This is a genomic window from Pseudoalteromonas atlantica (assembly GCA_007988745.1).
GTDB lineage: Bacteria > Pseudomonadota > Gammaproteobacteria > Enterobacterales > Alteromonadaceae > Pseudoalteromonas > Pseudoalteromonas atlantica.
Genome location: BJUT01000002.1, coordinates 126,415 through 143,310, shown reverse-complemented (window position 1 = coordinate 143,310; position 16,896 = coordinate 126,415). Strand labels below are relative to the sequence as shown.

At 42.3% G+C, this 16,896-nt stretch carries 12 protein-coding genes; 3 read left to right on the top strand and 9 right to left on the bottom strand.

Translation table 11 applies throughout. The features are described from left to right. Window positions 1-12: 12 nt before the first annotated feature. From iscR to prlC, 5 genes are all read right to left on the bottom strand, one after another. Window positions 13-504, bottom strand: coding sequence for a Fe-S cluster assembly transcriptional regulator IscR (iscR, locus tag PAT01_RS02700; RefSeq protein ID WP_004585770.1), 492 nt, complete (start codon window positions 502-504; stop codon window positions 13-15). 220 nt (window positions 505-724) lie between these two features. After that, complete coding sequence (gene trmJ / locus PAT01_RS02695; RefSeq protein ID WP_054982876.1) at window positions 725-1,453, bottom strand: tRNA (cytosine(32)/uridine(32)-2'-O)-methyltransferase TrmJ; 729 nt, start codon at window positions 1,451-1,453, stop codon at window positions 725-727. Window positions 1,454-1,552: 99 nt separating this feature from the next. Then, window positions 1,553-2,308 carry a class I SAM-dependent methyltransferase gene (locus PAT01_RS02690; RefSeq protein WP_004585768.1) on the bottom strand — a complete coding sequence of 252 codons (756 nt, stop codon included), beginning with the start codon at window positions 2,306-2,308 and terminating at the stop codon, window positions 1,553-1,555. Between the two features lie 50 nt (window positions 2,309-2,358). Continuing rightward, a complete protein-coding gene (locus PAT01_RS02685; protein WP_154944670.1) occupies window positions 2,359-3,540 on the bottom strand; it encodes a response regulator in 1,182 nt (393 codons plus the stop codon). Window positions 3,541-3,671: 131 nt separating this feature from the next. Continuing rightward, a complete protein-coding gene (gene prlC, locus PAT01_RS02680) occupies window positions 3,672-5,723 on the bottom strand; it encodes an oligopeptidase A (protein WP_138577027.1) in 2,052 nt (683 codons plus the stop codon). A gap of 226 nt (window positions 5,724-5,949) precedes the next feature. Between prlC and gorA the strand changes: the two genes are divergently transcribed. The 3 genes from gorA (at window position 5,950) to PAT01_RS02665 (ending at window position 9,255) form a co-directional block, all read left to right on the top strand. Further along, on the top strand, window positions 5,950-7,311 hold the full coding sequence (gene gorA, locus PAT01_RS02675; RefSeq protein ID WP_055254577.1) for a glutathione-disulfide reductase: 1,362 nt from the start codon (window positions 5,950-5,952) through the stop codon (window positions 7,309-7,311). A gap of 313 nt (window positions 7,312-7,624) precedes the next feature. Beyond that, the gene (locus PAT01_RS02670) at window positions 7,625-8,209 is read left to right on the top strand and encodes a hypothetical protein (RefSeq protein WP_318299730.1); all 585 of its coding nucleotides are present in this window, start codon (window positions 7,625-7,627) and stop codon (window positions 8,207-8,209) included. Window positions 8,210-8,418: 209 nt separating this feature from the next. Further along, the gene (locus PAT01_RS02665; protein ID WP_055254579.1) at window positions 8,419-9,255 is read left to right on the top strand and encodes a mechanosensitive ion channel family protein; all 837 of its coding nucleotides are present in this window, start codon (window positions 8,419-8,421) and stop codon (window positions 9,253-9,255) included. 50 nt (window positions 9,256-9,305) lie between these two features. Here PAT01_RS02665 and tldD read toward each other — a convergent pair whose 3' ends face one another. The 4 genes from tldD to rng are packed head-to-tail and all read right to left on the bottom strand — an operon-like array spanning window position 9,306 to window position 16,895. Beyond that, a complete protein-coding gene (gene tldD, locus PAT01_RS02660; protein WP_024032486.1) occupies window positions 9,306-10,745 on the bottom strand; it encodes a metalloprotease TldD in 1,440 nt (479 codons plus the stop codon). After that, window positions 10,742-11,569: a carbon-nitrogen hydrolase family protein gene (locus tag PAT01_RS02655; RefSeq protein ID WP_154944665.1), complete on the bottom strand. Its 828-nt coding sequence runs from the start codon at window positions 11,567-11,569 to the stop codon at window positions 10,742-10,744. Before PAT01_RS02655 ends, tldD begins: the two co-directional genes overlap by 4 nt. Further along, on the bottom strand, window positions 11,566-15,423 hold the full coding sequence (locus PAT01_RS02650) for a YhdP family protein (protein WP_138577021.1): 3,858 nt from the start codon (window positions 15,421-15,423) through the stop codon (window positions 11,566-11,568). The genes PAT01_RS02655 and PAT01_RS02650 overlap by 4 nt, the downstream gene beginning before the upstream one ends. Further along, entirely contained in the window at window positions 15,423-16,895 is a 1,473-nt protein-coding gene (rng, locus tag PAT01_RS02645) for a ribonuclease G (RefSeq protein WP_004585759.1), read from the bottom strand. Before rng ends, PAT01_RS02650 begins: the two co-directional genes overlap by 1 nt. Window position 16,896 lies beyond the last annotated feature (1 nt).

The window sequence follows — 16,896 nt, the reverse complement described above, 5'->3', positions numbered from 1 at the left end:
GCAGGTCAACTTTTATAGTTGACAGCTTACTTGAATGTTTTCCAACTGCTTAATTGCATTATTGATGCTGTTATCTTGGCGAGATGCGATTTCTTTCACATCTGATTTTTCCACCAATTCAGCTAAGGTAATATTATTTAAAAACTCTTCGATACGTGCGCTTAAATCAGACCATAGGTTGTGAGTTAAACAACGCATACCGCTTTGACACCCGGTATCGGCACCTTGGCAACGTGTTGCATCTACCGATTCGTCTACGGCGCTAATTACATCGCCAACAGAGATAACCGCGGCTTCTCGGCCTAGCAAATAACCGCCACCAGGACCACGAACCGAGCTCACTAAGCCATTTTTACGTAAACGGGCAAATAATTGCTCAAGGTAAGACAAAGAAATTTCTTGTCTTTGTGAAATATCAGCAAGGGCAACAGGACCTACACTCGCATGTAGTGCAACATCCAGCATAGCTGTTACGGCATATCTGCCTTTTGATGTTAACTTCATAACGCCCCCCGCACAAAAGAGTGCAAATTTTAATTACCAGAGTAAAATAGTCAAGTATTATCACTTGATAAAAATTTGATTAAAGAACACTGTTCTATTAACAAATTTTTAATACCTGACCTTTTTGGTCAAGTATTAGGTGTATTGTAATTACTTGAGTGTTTTAGTCAAGTATTAGCTCGTTATTTACCCGCAGGTTTTTATAACCAATCGCTATACCTTACTTAGGAATAGATTTATTAATTGAGGTAAGAATACCGCGCAGTATGTTCAGCTCTGCCTCTTCTGGGCGTGCACGGTTAAACAAACGGCGTAGCTTGGTCATTACTAAACCTGGATGCTGCTTAATAATAAAACCGGTGTTATCGAGCGTCTCTTCTAAATGCTCGTAAAATAACTCTGTTTGTTTTGAGCTTGGGTAAGCAGTCTCATCGTCTGCTTGCTCAGCCTTTGGCTGCTGATTTAAAAACGCCATACGCGTTTCGTAGCTTAGCGTTTGTACCGCCATAGCTAAATTAAGCGAGCTGTACTGTGGATTTGCAGGAATACATACATGGTAATTACACAGCTGTAGTTCTTCGTTAGTTAATCCGCTGTTTTCACGGCCAAATACAAGCGCTACAGGGCCGTTTACAGCCTCAGCAACTAGCTTTTCACCGCACTCACGTGGCTCAACCATAGGCCAAGACAGCGTGCGCGAACGAGCACTCGTACCAATAGTTAATGCACAATCGGCAATCGCATCAGCCACGGTATCAACAATAACCGCATTACCTAAAACATCGGTTGCACCGGCTGCTAAGGCGCTTGCATGGCTGTCTACTTCACAGGCAGGGTCCACTAAATACAGTTTTGATAAACCCATGGTTTTCATGGCGCGAGCCGCCGAACCAATGTTGCCAGAGTGTGAGGTATTAACTAAAACGATGCGAATATCATCTAAGATCATTGCTGTGCTACTTTACTATGCCAAAAAATTGTGCGAATTCTAACATAAAAGCGCGCTAAGATCCTAGATCCTTAAAGCCGATCAACACGCTAAATACCGTTAAACCATGGCCGCTTTTACATACACATCAAAACGGTTCTTTTTTGTTTTAATTTGCATGCTGGGGGTTTGGTTGTTTAAAAATGGGGCGTAATCGGGGCGTTTAACTACCACACGCTTACTGGCAAGTGGGTAGGCGAATTCAAGTAAGTCATCTGCGTCGGTATCTGCGCCTACTAATGCCTGAAATACACGCATTTCTTTTTTAACTAACGCTGATTTTTCTCGGTGTGGAAACATAGGATCTAAATACACTACATCGGGCATGCTCTCGCACTGCTCTAACAAAGTGTGGCTTGAGCCAAACACTAAACTCATATTTTGCTGCATCCAAGAACCAATCTCTGCATCTTCGTAAGCGCGTTTTAAGCCATCAAACAATAAAGCCGCTACCACAGGGTGGCGCTCATGCAGTATAACCTTACAGCCAAGTGACGCTAGCACAAAGCCATCTCGGCCAAGCCCGGCAGTAGCATCAAGTACAACAGGGGTTGCGCCTTTATTTAACCCTACCGCTTTTGCGATTGATTGGCCTTTGCCGCCGCCAAACTTACGCCTGTGAGCAACAGCACCTGTTACAAAGTCTACGTTTATTGCGCCAAGTTTAGGCTCGTCGCTTTTTAAAAGGCTAAGGCCCTTATCGTCGTAATGCAGAGTAAAACCGCTACAACTTTGCGCCCATTGGGCTAAGTTAAAACGCGTTTCTAGCTCATTTAAATATGGGCGACACTCTTTAAAAGCACACTGAATAACCACTACACACTCCGACGAAAAATTTCAGCTGCAGTATAACAAGCGTTAGAGCACTAAAATAGCTCTATATCGCTTTGATGCGCAAGACTATGTGAGCTGGCCTCCTCTACTTTAGAGCGTAAGTTGCACAATAATTCGTTGCGGCTCTCGGTCACTTGTTTAAGCTGGTACTTTATAAACGCTAAATCACTATTTGCGGTTACTAGCAGCTGCATAGTTTCGTCTAATTGCGACATGTATAAAGTTAAATCGGCAGGATTGGCGTGTGCTTGTGTTTGTTTAATTGCACAGTTAAGTTCATGAAGCTGCTCTATAAACTGCCTTGTGTAGTCGTTTTGTACAACATTTTGGCTAGTAAGCTGCTTTACTATATCTTGCAAAGCAGTGCTAATTTGGGTGGCTTGTTCAAAGCTATTTTCGTTTCTTTCCATAGCAACGACCTTTTCGTTTGTCACTTCGAGTATGTGCGGGAATAAGTCTTTATAACGGCCGTATAAAGCACGATTATCAGCCGGCATATTTTTAATTAATAAAGATATTTTGGGGTAGTTAATAATGGTGCTGCTACCAATATCAACAAACCGCTTGGCATTACGGTGCTGCTCTAAAAGCTCCTGCTCGAGCGGGCATACGCCACTTTCTAAACTATAAAAATAGCTCCCCCCTTGATACCAAAATACAATAACAACGTCTAAATTAAACGGGCTAAAAAAGGCAAGTAAGTGCTCGCTTAACGACTGAAAGTTATGACAGTGATAGCTTTGCCCCACAAACCTAACAATACGCCCCATATCCCCCGACTCCGCCAAGGCCATTGCGGCGGTATCTTGCGCTTTAGCTACATCAAATTTTAGCTTTTCACATTGCTGCCGGTACTCATAAAGCACTTTAATGCGTGCCATTAGCTCTTCGGTGTTGAAGGGTTTTATTATGTAGTCAGACGCGCCTACGCTGTAACCTTTTACTCTATCGTTAAGCTCCACCTTAGAGGATAAAAACATAACGGGTATATCGTGTGTTGACTCATCTTCTTTTAGTGCTTGGCATACTTGGTAGCCGGATTTACCGGGCATTTCTATATCAAGTAAAATTATGTCGGGCGTGTGCTTTTTGGCTAGCTTAAGTCCTTGTTCGCCATCTTTAGCGTGAATAAGCTTACAAAAGCCCGCTAAAGCCTCTTCAATAATTCGATGAACATACAAATCGTCATCAATCGTTAGTACCAACTTTGCCATGCCCTAGTCCATTTTGCTGCGTATACACAAAGCATAGTACGGGAGGTTAAAATTACTAAAAACAATTGGCCAATATATTAAAAAACATAAAAAAAGCGCCATGTAGGCGCTTTATAAGGTTAAGTAGTTGTTTATGCAGCTATACCACTGTGACGCAGTAGCGCATCAACATTTGGCTCGCGACCTCGGAACTTTTTAAATAACTCCATAGGTTCTTCACTGCCGCCTTTTTCTAAAATATTTTCTAAGAAGGCTTTACCTGTTTCGGCGTTAAAAATACCGTCTTCTTCAAATTTAGAAAATGCATCGGCAGAGAGTACCTCAGCCCATTTGTACGAGTAGTAACCGGCGCTGTAGCCACCTGCAAAAATATGACTAAAGCCATGTTGAAAACGATTAAACTCAGGCGGGTTAACCACCGACGTGCGGCTACGTACATCGTTTAAAATCGCTTGAATTTGGCACTCTTGGTTTGCCTGGTAGTCGTGGTGGATTCTAAAATCGAACAACGAAAACTCAATCTGACGCAGCATTTGCATGCCAGAATTATAGTTTTTAGCAGCCAGTAGCTTATCAAGTAGCTCTTTTGGTAATGGCTCACCACTTTCAAAGTGGCCTGAAATAAAGCTCAGCGCTTCTTCATCGTAACACCAGTTTTCTAAAAATTGGCTTGGTAGCTCTACGGCATCCCATGCAACGCCGTTAATACCAGCAACAGGAGCAGCATCAACTTGGGTAAGCATGTGGTGTATACCATGGCCAAATTCGTGGAAAAGCGTGGTTACTTCGTCATGTGTAAATAGCGCCGGTTTGTCGCCTACCGCTTTATTAAAGTTACACACTAAGTATGCCACGGGTGTTTGCAATTCGCCGCTGGCGCGCACTTTACGCCCCATACAGTCATCCATCCACGCGCCGCCACGTTTGCGCTCGCGTGCATATAAATCAAGATAAAAACGACCGCGCAATGTATTACTGCTATCAAAAATTTCAAAAAAGCGAACATCGCTGTGGTAGCTATCAAAGTCGCTTACTTCTTTTACCTTAATACCAAAAAGGCGGCTAACGGTTTCAAATAAACCGCTAAGTACTTTATCTGCAGGGAAATAAGGGCGCAGTACTTCATCTGAAATTGCGTATTTTTCTTGCTTGAGCTTTTCGCTGTAGTAACCAAAATCCCATGCTTGAAGCTCAGTAATACCATGGTGTTGCTCAGCATAGGCTTTTAGCTCTGCCACTTCTTGCTCTGCTTGAGGTTTAGACTTAGCGGCTAAGTCTTCTAAAAATGAGAAAACTTGCGCTGGCGACTCAGCCATTTTAGTTGCTAATGATTTTTCAGCGTAGTTATTAAACCCTAACAGCTGCGATAGCTCATGGCGTAGTGCAAGCTCTTCTTTCATAATGGCTGAGTTATCAAACTCACCCGCATTAGGGCCTTGATCTGAAGCGCGCGTACAAAATGCCGTGTAGGTTTCTTTGCGCAGCTCGCGGTCATCTGCATAGGTCATTACCGGTAAGTAAGACGGAAAATCAAGCGTAAATACCCAGCCGTCTAAACCTTTGCTTTTAGCTGTTTCGCTAGCAAGCGCTAATGCCGACTCTGGCAAGCCTGCCAATTGGCTTTCATCGGTAATGTGTTTATGCCATGCAAGCGTTGCATCCATTACGTTGTTACCAAATTTAGAGGCTAGTTCAGATAAACGCGTGCTAATTTCGCCGTAGCGCTTTTGATCTTCTGCTGATAATGCAATGCCTGAAAGTTTAAAATCACGTAGAGCGTTGGTGATGGTTTTTTGCTGCGCAGTGCTGAGTGTTTTAAATTCATCGCTGTTATAAAGTGCATTATACGCTTCGTACAAGCCTTGATGCTGCCCGACAAATGTTGAGTACTCAGATATAAGTGGTAAACATTGCTCGTAGGCTTCACGCAGCTCGTCGTTATTCATGACTGAATTAAGGTGCGATACCGGTGAAAACATACGCGAGAGTTTATCGTCGGCTTCTTCAAGGGGTAATACTAAATCGTTCCATGTAAACGAGCCTTTCGCTAACACGTCATCTATGGCTTTACGACATTGCTCTATACCGTGCTTTAGTGCCGGTACTACGTACTCTGGCTTTATTTTTGAAAACGGGGGTAAGCCTTCTAGGCCAATGAGTGGATTTGTTTGTGCTTCGCTCATGAATTTTCTCAATTTAATTGACTATGAATTTGAAGTTGGGGCAAAACGGTGAAATACAAGCCTCCATTAATGGGTCTAATATAGCTTAGGATGAAACTGATCGGCATAATAAACAATTTCGTTTGTTGTATTTATCAGCTTTTTAGCGCGCCGCGCTGGGTGACTTGCACTTAGCATATGCTATCATCGGCACATTATAGTTAAATATATTTTTTGAGGATAAAACATGGCTCAGCATTTTGATTACATTGCGATTGGTGGTGGTAGTGGCGGTATAGCCTCTGCTAACCGTGCGGCAATGCGTGGCGCTAAAGTAGCGCTTATCGAAGCAAAACACATGGGCGGCACCTGTGTTAATGTAGGCTGTGTGCCTAAAAAAGTAATGTGGCATGGCGCACAAGTTGCTGAAGCAATTAACTTATATGCACCTGATTACGGCTTTAACGTAGAAGTAAAAGACTTTAACTGGAGCAAACTCGTTGAGAGCCGCGAAGCGTACATTGGTCGCATTCACAAAGGATACGACAACGGTTTAGCTAACAATGGCGTAACCGTAATTAATGGTTTTGCTAAATTTGTTGATAGCAAAACCGTAGAAGTAAACGGCGAGCATTACACGGCTGATCATATTTTGATTGCAGTAGGTGGACGTCCGCATACTCCTAATATTCCAGGTGCTGAGTACGGTATAGACTCAAATGGCTTTTTTGAATTAACAGAGCAGCCAAAGCGAGTAGCGGTAATTGGCGCAGGCTACATTGCTGTAGAACTTGCTGGTGTACTGCATGGTTTAGGCACAGAAACTCATTTATTTGTACGTAGACACGCGCCGCTTCGTAATTTTGATACGCTACTGGTTGAAACCCTGGTAGAGATCATGAAAAAAGAAGGCCCAACACTGCATACCGAATGCTCGCCTAAAGAAATTGTTAAAGAAAGCGATGGTAGCTTAACCATTCATTTTGAAAATGGTTACAGCCAAAATGTTGACCAAGTAATTTGGGCTATTGGCCGCGAGCCAAGCACCGATGTAATTAACATTGCAGCAGCAGGGGTTGAACTAAATAGCTCTGGTTATGTAAAAGTAGATGAATATCAAAATACAAACGTACCTGGTATTTATGCTGTAGGCGATATTATTGAGCACGGTATAGAACTTACGCCTGTCGCTGTTAAAGCCGGCCGTACCCTATCAGAGCGTTTATTTAATAAAGACCTACCTGATGATTTAAAAATGGATTACAGCCTTGTACCTACCGTGGTATTTAGCCACCCACCTATTGGTACTATTGGTGAAACCGAGCAAGAAGCTATTGCTCGCCACGGCGAAGAAAATGTAAAAGTGTACAAGTCGGGCTTTGCCGCTATGTACACAGCCGTTACACAACACCGCCAACCGTGTGCAATGAAGCTTGTATGCGTAGGCCCTGAAGAAAAAGTAGTTGGCTTACACGGCATTGGTTTTGCGGTTGACGAAATGATTCAAGGCTTTGCGGTTGCTATGAAAATGGGCGCAACTAAAGCTGATTTTGATGCTGTTGTTGCACTGCACCCTACAGGCTCAGAAGAGTTTGTGACGATGCGCTAAGCAAATTCTGCTTATAACGTTAAAAGCCCTTACTATGTTTTAGTAAGGGCTTTTTTATGCTTAACGCATTTAACCCTATGCAGCACAACTAATTAACTCAACTTATTACAAAAAACACATCATAAATACATAAAATAAAAACATAACCCATTAATTTAACAGTAAAAAAATTAGACCGATAAATTTATAAAAAGTTTCTATAATGTTTTGGCTTTTAGCTATTTTTATAATTAAACTGCCGCGCATTGTTTTCTATTTGAGCTTTTATATGTTTTTACTGCGATCTTTTATTTACTTATTATGCTTAGCAGGTGTGGCTTTTTTAATTCAGCTTGAAGGTTTTGATTTACAGCAAAATGCACTTTACAGTGAAGAAACACTAACCGAACACATGCAAGATATTTTAACCTTTTTAAGTTGTATGCTGTTTTTTTACGCCTCACGTATTCACTCTGATCTTAAAATAGCCGCGCTGTTACTGGCTGCTTTGACAGCTGCTATGTTTGTTAGAGAATTTGACACCTACCTAGATATGTATGTGTTTGATGGCGCATGGCAAGCAATTGTATATACGCTGTTAGGGAGCGTACTACTTTACTTAAAAGCCCAACGAGGCTTTATTTACAGCTCGTTAAAAGCCTATGCGCAAACACCGAGTTATGGTATTTGTCTATCTGGCTTAGTGACCTTACTCGCTTTTTCGAGAATGATGGGCAAGGGCGAGTTTTGGCACTCAGTTATGGGAGAACAATACGTTCGGGTCGTTAAAAATATTATTGAGGAAGGCATAGAAACCTTGGGTTACACGCTTATTTTTATCGCTGCTATTGAGCTTGTATTGTTTTGCCAAAAACACGCTAAACACACGCAAGCCTCTATTACAGAGCAAACAGCCTAGCTGCTAAGTAATACCGGTTTAATTAAGTATTAGCCATTCTAGCGTACAAGATAAAGCGCTAACAGGGTTATAACGCTATTCAGCTATTCCTATAAATGGCTCATAACTTAATACAATTGGTATAAGTGATTTTATGTAGCTTAAATTTGCTAATTGGTTTGATTACTCAATATACTTAGTGTGCCTATTGCTACTCGTATTTGGAAGTTATGATTAAAGACATACTCATGCACCCTTTTTTAGTTTCTGTGCTCGTGCTTGCCATTGCATTTGTGCTTAAAGTACTGGTTGATAAACTAGCAAGAAACCGCGCAGAAAAAAAAGAAAAAGACATTCGTTACATCACTCATAACATTAAGCACTTTATTAATTTTGTTATGGTGCTGTCGCTGCTATTTGTGTGGTCGACCGAAATACAAAATTTTGCGCTGTCTATTGCTGCGTTTGCAGTGGCTATAGTGCTTGCAACTCGCGAGTTTATACAATGCGTTATTGGCTTTTTTTACCTAGTTACCACCCGCCCGTTTAGAGTAGGTGATTGGATACAAGTAGGTGACTATTTTGGCGAAGTAGCCGAAACAGACTGGGTAAAAACCACCATGCATGAAATAGACATGCACACTTATCAGTTTTCGCGCAAAACAATTTATATACCAAATAATAAGCTGATCACCAGCTCAATTAAAAACCTTAATTATGTAAAGCGCTTTGTTACTCATCATTTTACTATTGTACGCAGAGAGAGCTTTAACCCTTATGTTATTCATGACGAGTTAGTCAATCAGGCAAAGCTGTACTGCGAAGAGTTTCACGATGTAGCAACACGTTATAATTCGATGATAGAGCGTAAACTCGATGCAAAAATTTCAGGTCCGGCACCGGTTATTCACTTTGGTACTACGGAGCTTGGTGAGTTTAAAGCAAGCTTTACGCTATTTTGCCCAACCAACAAAGCACTTGAAATAGAGCATAAATTAACTGAGTGTTTTATGGCTTTGTGGTACGAACAGGCGAAGAAGAACAAAGAAGAGCAAAGCGAGGCGTAAACCTCGCATTGGTAACCTATAAAGCGCGAATTGCTTCGCGCTTTATTGTTTTATGCGGTGCCACCTACTGTAAGTTGGTCTATTTTAAGGCTTGGTTGACCTACCCCTACAGGAACGCTTTGGCCATCTTTACCGCAGACACCTACGCCTTTATCAAGGGCTAAATCGTTGCCTACCATAGAAATATGCTGCATCACCTCTGGGCCATTGCCAATCAGTGTTGCACCTTTAATTGGCTGGGTAATTTTACCGTTTTCAATTAAATACGCCTCTGATGCGCTAAATACAAACTTACCTGAAGTAATATCTACTTGGCCGCCACCAAAGTTTGGTGCAAATACCCCTTTTTTAACTGAGCTTATAATATCAGCTTGGCTATGCTCGCCCCCTAACATGTAGGTGTTGGTCATACGCGGCATAGGTAAATGCGCATACGACTCACGACGTGCATTACCCGTTGGGTTTACACCCATTAAACGCGCATTGAGCTTATCTTGCATGTAGCCTTTTAAAATACCGTTTTCGATAAGTACGTTATAAGCTGCAGGTGTGCCTTCATCGTCAACGTTAAGTGAACCACGGCGATCGGCCATGGTGCCATCATCAACTACTGTACACAGCTCAGATGCTACTTTTTGCCCCACTTTACCGCTGAATGCCGAAGCTCCTTTACGGTTAAAGTCGCCTTCAAGGCCATGGCCTACCGCTTCGTGTAAAAGCACGCCAGGCCAGCCATTGCCTAACACAACTTCCATTGTGCCAGCCGGCGCATCAATTGCCTCTAAGTTTACTTTAGCTTGGCGTACTGCTTCTTCGGCAAAGCCCATCCAACGTGGCTTGCCTTCAACTAATTCTTTAAAGTAACCATAATCTAAGCGTGCGCCGCCCCCTGCACCACCGCGTTCACGGCGGCCATTTTTTTCAAGTAAAACGGAGCAGTTTAAACGAATAAGCGGGCGTATATCGGTAGCAAACGTGCCATCGCTAGCAGCAATTAATACTTCTTCGTATACAGCCGACATTGAACTAATTACTTGCTCAGCATCAGGGGCGAGTTCGCGTATGTAGTTTTCAAGCTCACGCAATAAACTCACTTTATCGCTGTCACTCATGCTTGATATTGGCTGATGCGGGGCAAATTGCTCTTTTGCTTTCACATCGCTAAATACTTTAATGGTTTTATCTTCGCCTGCATCGGCAATGCTACGAGCTGCCGTTGCGGCTTTGTTTAACGCTTCAAGGTTAATGGCATCAGAGTAAGAAAACCCTGTTTTTTCACCACTAACGGCACGAACACCCACTCCGCGCTCAACATTGTAAGAGCCTTCTTTTACTAAGCCGTCTTCAAGCACCCATGACTCATGATGGCTTGATTGAAAGTATAAATCGGCGTAATCCACTTTATGCTGATGAATATACCCAAGCGTTTTTTCGAGTTCTTCTCGATTTAGCTGGCTGTCGTGTAATAAATGCTGTTCAACCGAATTCATAATAAATGCTCTCTAAATCGTTGATGAGATTGCACGGGCATATCTCTTCTAATTTTATTTAACTGGTTTAGGTCGGCGTAACCGCTTATAAACCCTACCCCACTTTCAAGCGTTGCTATTTGCTCGCCCCACGGTGAAATAATAATACTGTGGCCGTATGTTTGGCGGCCATTTTGATGCGTTCCATACTGCGCCGCTGCAATAACGTAACATTGCGTTTCTATTGCGCGTGCTTTTAATAAGGGCTGCCAATGTGCCTGCCCTGTAGGGACTGTAAAAGCACTGGGCACTAAAATTATTTCAGCCCCTTGGCGCGTAAGTGCGCTAAATAATCCACTAAAGCGCAAATCATAACATACTGTTAAGCCAATTTTACCAAACGGTGTAGCAACAACCACCACATCATCGCCTGCTTGAGTAAAGTCTGACTCTCGATAGCTGGCGGTTTTATCGGCCACATCAACATCAAATAAATGCATTTTATTGTACGTTGCTACGCATTCACCTTGGCTATTAAATAAGTGCGAGGCCGCAAAGTATTTATTATTTTTGTGTGGCTCAGGGATAGTGCCCGCATTTAGCCAAATATTATGCTTTTTACACAATGCACTTAATTGCTGCTTATAGTGTGTAATACGTTTAGCAACCGCTAGCGTATCATGGCCACTTTTACTAAATACTAAAAACGCCTCGGGTAAACACACAAGCATTGGCCTGGCTGTGGGGAGTTTATTTAACGCCTCGCCAAGGGTTGCCATGTTGTCGTCGGGGTTGATGCCTGAGCACATTTGCAAAGCAATTATATTGGTATTTAGCATACTCATTGTGTTGCTGTTACCGCGGCATCTTTAAGTGTGAGTGTGCTGGCCGCTTGCGGCTGATTTTGCGCAGCTTGCGGTAAGGTAACTTCCTTACTTTTACGCTCAAGCTCTTGTACCACAGGGTCATTCATTTTGCCGGTTACTTTAAAGTTAATTTCGGAGATCACCCTTGCTGAGTGAATAACCTTATCAAGCGCTAAAGCGGCAAGCCCTGTGACGGGATTAACCATCCAAGCCACAATAACCGGAATACTAGATGTTACTTGTGGTGCCACTGCTAAATCGTAATCTATTTCAAGGGTGTTTAAATTAGCATAGCCGTTAATCGTTAAATCGGCTGGCACGCCATCCATTTTGGTATCTTTTGTGTAGGCTATACCTTTATCTAGCTGCATAGAGCCTTTTAAGCTGTTGTAAAAAAAGCCTTTTGAAAATACATCTCTAAAATCGAGTTTTAATTTACGCACTAGCGAGTCAAGGCTAAGTAACGAAAACACACGTGCCCCACCATCACTTATTTCAGCAATGTGGCCTTCGCCTAAATCCCACTTAACTTCACCGCCCAAACTAGGTATATCAAAGTTATACGGAGCGCCTTGCCAAGCAAGGTTGTAGTTAATATCGGCTTTTGAGTCTTTTATAGCGGTGGTGATATCAAACTCATCAAATAGCGCGCCTATATCGTCACTTTTAAGTTCACCATTAAATTGCGTAAAGCCACCTTGCCATTGCCCTTTGGTACGTAAAATATGGTCGCCCTTATCAACCACAAGCTCAGAAATACTGAGCTTGTCGCCTTTACCGACCAGCGAAGCGCTCACTTTATCAAGCTGATAACTTGCCACTTTACAATCTGCACATTCAAATTCAATGGCAGGTACTGTGTTAAGCCACTCTAGGTTTTGCTCTGGCAGTACATCGGTGATCTCAAGTTCTTCATCTACTTTAGGTGCAAAGTTGAGTCTTAAGTAATCGCTATTTATACGTATCGGCTGGCTTGGCTGAGAGCTAGGAATAAACACCTCAGCACGCAGCTCTTTGGCATTAAGCTTTAAATATAAGTCGTTTTGCTGGGGCGCTAAGCGCATTTCAAAATCGTTAAAAATAATGTCGCTAGCATTAACTTTGTCAATATGCGCAACCACTTCATTTAATGGCGGCATAATACCCTCAGACTGCTGGTTTGGCTTAGCTTGAGCGGCTTTAATTATTTGGTCTATTAATTCAAACCATGCTTCTAGTTGCGTTTGTTCAAGGTTAATATTAACGCTTAAATCTTTTTGATTTAGCCCTAAATCTTGCTCACCAAGTACAATATGCATATTACTAAATTGCGGCTGACCGTTTTCTAAAATCGCATTAAAATATAACTGCTGATTAGCATTAGCCGTAATAAGATTTGAAATATCATCGCCTTGCACTATGCCAGTTAACGGCCAAACCTGTTCACTTGTTTTGCCATAGGGCGCTGGTAGCGTGCTCGTTAACCCTCGTAGCTCTGAGCTTACCTGAGCGCGGTAATTAAAGCCTTGCTCAGTAAAATTAAGTGCAAGGCCTAAATCAACTTCACTTTGCCCACTCAGGTACCCTTTCAGTACACCTTGCGCCTGGGTTGTTAGTCTATCTGCATTTAGTAACGCCGTTATATCAATATTAGCGGTGTACTGCTGTGCTTCGCTTGCACTATTATAGTTAATGCTAAGCGGCATACCCAACCATGTAGCGCTGGCGTTTTGCATGCTAATTGTATCGTTTTCAAAGCTGAGCTCGCCGCTTAGTTTTTCAAGCGCAATGCCAGGGGCTGCAATATAAACAGGCAAATCGTTTAGTTTTACTTTGCCGCTGACACTGGCTCCACCTTTAAATTTAGAGCCAATCAAAAGAGTTACGCTTGCATCGGCTTGACCTTTACCCTGCACCACTTCAAAAATATTGGCCAGTGGGTTTGCAATCGGGGTGGCTGCAAAAAAGTCATGCAGTTTTTCCATTTGTGCGCGTTTATCTATTTGTACAATGAGTTGATCAGCGTGCATTAAATCGGCAATACTCACTTGCACGCTATCGCCTACTTCTAAATTAACTAACTGGCCTTGCTGGCTATAAATATCCATTCGCTCGTTGGCAAAATGCAGCTGCACATTAGCGTTAGTTACTGCCGGCCAATTGGGGTCAAACGCGTACGTTGCGTTATCTATTTGCGCGAGTACATCAAATTGGCCGCTGCCATCGGTGAAAGGAAAACCTGAGAGCGGACCTGCAAATAATACTTGCGCCTTAGCTACTTCGCCCCCTTTTATTGCACCGTTTAAGTAGCTTACAAGTTGAGGGCTCATTGCCTTTAACGGAAAGTAGTGCCCAGCTACTGTGGCATCCTCTGCATAGGCTTCTGCGTATAGATCTAAGCGAGGATCGTCGCTAAGGCTTACATTTAGCTCAGCCGCTAAGGTAACTTCGTTATTATCAAACCAAATATTATTACTGCTTACATTCCAGTAATTATCTGTTTTTGCTAAATCCAGATCGATATTAATTTGGTTGTAATCAATATTTTTACTGAAGCTGTTGCCGGTTATTAAAGTCCCGTTTTCGCCAAATAGCTGCACTCGCCCGCGCTGCTGATTTATAAGCCCCGAGACTCTCAGCGCCTGCGCTGCAGGAATACCAGACACTTCTTGCCAGCCAATATTATTAGCTGAAAACCATAACTGCCATTGCTCATCTGGATTAAGTTCTAGGTAGGCTTGATCGATAAAACCGCTTGGTTTGCGGTTTAAAAGTGGCTGTAATGCTTCAAAATTAGTTAACGACGCCAAGTTACTCAGTAAAGAAAGATCAACCTGCTGCAGCCACACTTTATTTTGCTTACCTAAGTTTGCCTCAAATTCTAGACTTGGCCAGGTTGTGTCGTTATTACTAAATGTTAGGCCCGTGCTTTTTAAGTGCCAAGCGTTTGCCTCAGGAAATAAATGAAATCCCCCTTCGCTTAAGCTTACTTGTTTAGCTTGTTGGTTGTTTTGCCAGTGCACAAAGCTAGGTAACCACTGCATTTTTACATCGCTGATAAAACCATTTTCGAGCTTAAGCCAAGACTTTAAGTTTATGTCTGTGTAAAGCTGTTGTTTTTCAGTATTAATATATTGCGCCAACCAATTAGACACATCTACGCTATTTGCTTGTACGTAAATATCACCCGCAATTTGCTCTATAGTTTTGCCACTAAGTGCGATACGAGCGTCAAAGCTACCCACACTAATGCCGGGCAAGGCGAGGCTGCCGCTTCCTAAATGCTGTTCATCTTGGTTTTGCCATACTATGTTTTCGAGTAATAGTTTGCGCTCTCTACCATCTTCTAAAATGAAATTAATACTCGAATTTTCAATAGCAAAATGCCCTGTATCTCCCAAAAACAGCTCTTCAATTAGCTCTTTTTGTTCAAACGAGACATCATCGTTATTGGTGTTATTAAATAAATTTTGAATATTTACACTGGTATGAAAGCCATTAATAACAAAGTAATTAGACTTTAACTGAAAGGCTTTAATGCTCTCCCATAGGTTAAGTTCTAGGCTTGTTTTGGCAATAGTAAGCGATATAGGCGCAGTTTCGTTATCCTTAAAGGAGAGATCTTCTAATACCAAGGCAGGGCCGGCGCCATGCCAACTGGCAGAGATTGCGCCTATAGAAAGACTAATGGCAAATTTATCGTGCAGGTAGGTTTCTATATCGCCTTTGTAGTCGTTTGCATAAGGTAAGGTGTACTTTAAAATAGAAACAATCACGGCCAGTAATACTAAAATTATGGCGCAGGTTTGCCATAACTTTCTAAAACAAAAAAAACAGACCGCTTTCGTTTTCATTACATCATTACCACATCAAACTGCTCTTGGCTGTATAGGCTCTCTGTTTGAATATTGACCTGCTTACCAATAAATAGTTCAAGTTCGGCAAGGTTATGATACTCATCATTGAGTAAGGCTTCACTTACAGCCGGCGCCGCATATACCATGAATTTATCGGCATCGTAGGCACGATTAACGCGCACTATTTCACGCAGTATTTCATAGCATACGGTTTCGACTGTTTTTTGTGAGCCACGCCCAGAGCAAGCCGGACACACATCACACAAAATATGCTCAAGGCTTTCGCGGGTGCGCTTACGGGTCATTTCTACTAAGCCTAATGCGCTTAAGCCATTTATGTTGGCTTTTGCACGGTCTTTAGATAGTGCTGACTCTAGAGAATGTAATACTCTGCGTTTATGATCTTCGCTGATCATATCGATAAAATCGATAATAATAATACCGCCTAAGTTACGCAGGCGTAGCTGCCTAGCAATGGCTGATGTGGCTTCTACATTGGTATTAAAAATGGTTTCTTCTAAATTACGATGCCCTACAAACGCACCTGTATTCACATCAACGGTTGTCATCGCTTCGGTTTGGTCGATAATTAAATAACCGCCCGACTTAAGCGTGACTTTACGATGCAATGCTTTTTGAATTTCGGTTTCAACGTCAAATAAGTCAAAAATTGGGCGCTCACCTGGGTAGTACTCAAGTGCCTGCGAAAGCAAAGGCACAAACTCTTCAGTAAACAGCTTTAGCTCTTGATAGGTTAGCTTAGAGTCAACCCTAATACGCTCCATATCTTCACCTACGTAGTCGCGCAGGGTTCTAAATGCAAGCGTTAAGTCTTCGTGTAATATACTGGCTTTATTGGTTTTTTTACGACGTGATACAATTTTTTGCCACAGTTTTCGTAAAAATTCAGCATCGTGTCTTAGCTCCGCTTCACTGGCGCCCTCTGCCGCTGTACGAACAATAAAACTGCCATTATCGTCGCCGTATTCTGCCACTATTTTTTTTAGTCGCGCACGCTCTTCTTCGGTTTCAATACGCTGACTAACACCTACATGCGTAGCGTCTGGCATAAACACTAAATAGCGCGAAGGTATAGTGATATCGGTAGTAAGCCTTGCTCCTTTAGTGCCTAGTGGGTCTTTAACCACTTGCACCATAATGTATTGCCCTTGGCGTACTAGCTCACGTATGTCTTGTACTTTTTTTATTGGCTCGTCGTCTACGCCCTCAACTATTGAGGCGCTATTGACTATGTCTGATGCATGCAAAAAAGCGGCTTTTTCTAGGCCTATATCAACAAAAGCAGCTTGCATGCCTGGCAGTACGCGGCTTATTTTTCCTAAATAAATATTGCCTACAATACCTAGGTTGCCTATACGCTCTAGTTGAATTTCTTGTAATACACCGTTTTCGATTAGGGCAACACGGCTTTCACTTGGCGTGACATTTATTAGTAATTCTGTACTCATG

What these genes read in the sequence shown, in the direction of transcription:
- iscR (WP_004585770.1), bottom strand. Translation starts at nt 504, where the DNA reads ATGAAGTTAACATCAAAAGGCAGATATGCCGTAACAGCTATGCTGGAT.
- trmJ (WP_054982876.1), bottom strand. Translation starts at nt 1,453, where the DNA reads ATGATCTTAGATGATATTCGCATCGTTTTAGTTAATACCTCACACTCT.
- PAT01_RS02685 (WP_154944670.1), bottom strand. Translation starts at nt 3,540, where the DNA reads ATGGCAAAGTTGGTACTAACGATTGATGACGATTTGTATGTTCATCGA.
- prlC (WP_138577027.1), bottom strand. Translation starts at nt 5,723, where the DNA reads ATGAGCGAAGCACAAACAAATCCACTCATTGGCCTAGAAGGCTTACCC.
- gorA (WP_055254577.1), top strand. Translation starts at nt 5,950, where the DNA reads ATGGCTCAGCATTTTGATTACATTGCGATTGGTGGTGGTAGTGGCGGT.
- PAT01_RS02665 (WP_055254579.1), top strand. Translation starts at nt 8,419, where the DNA reads ATGATTAAAGACATACTCATGCACCCTTTTTTAGTTTCTGTGCTCGTG.
- tldD (WP_024032486.1), bottom strand. Translation starts at nt 10,745, where the DNA reads ATGAATTCGGTTGAACAGCATTTATTACACGACAGCCAGCTAAATCGA.
- PAT01_RS02655 (WP_154944665.1), bottom strand. Translation starts at nt 11,569, where the DNA reads ATGAGTATGCTAAATACCAATATAATTGCTTTGCAAATGTGCTCAGGC.
- PAT01_RS02650 (WP_138577021.1), bottom strand. Translation starts at nt 15,423, where the DNA reads ATGAAAACGAAAGCGGTCTGTTTTTTTTGTTTTAGAAAGTTATGGCAA.
- rng (WP_004585759.1), bottom strand. Translation starts at nt 16,895, where the DNA reads ATGAGTACAGAATTACTAATAAATGTCACGCCAAGTGAAAGCCGTGTT.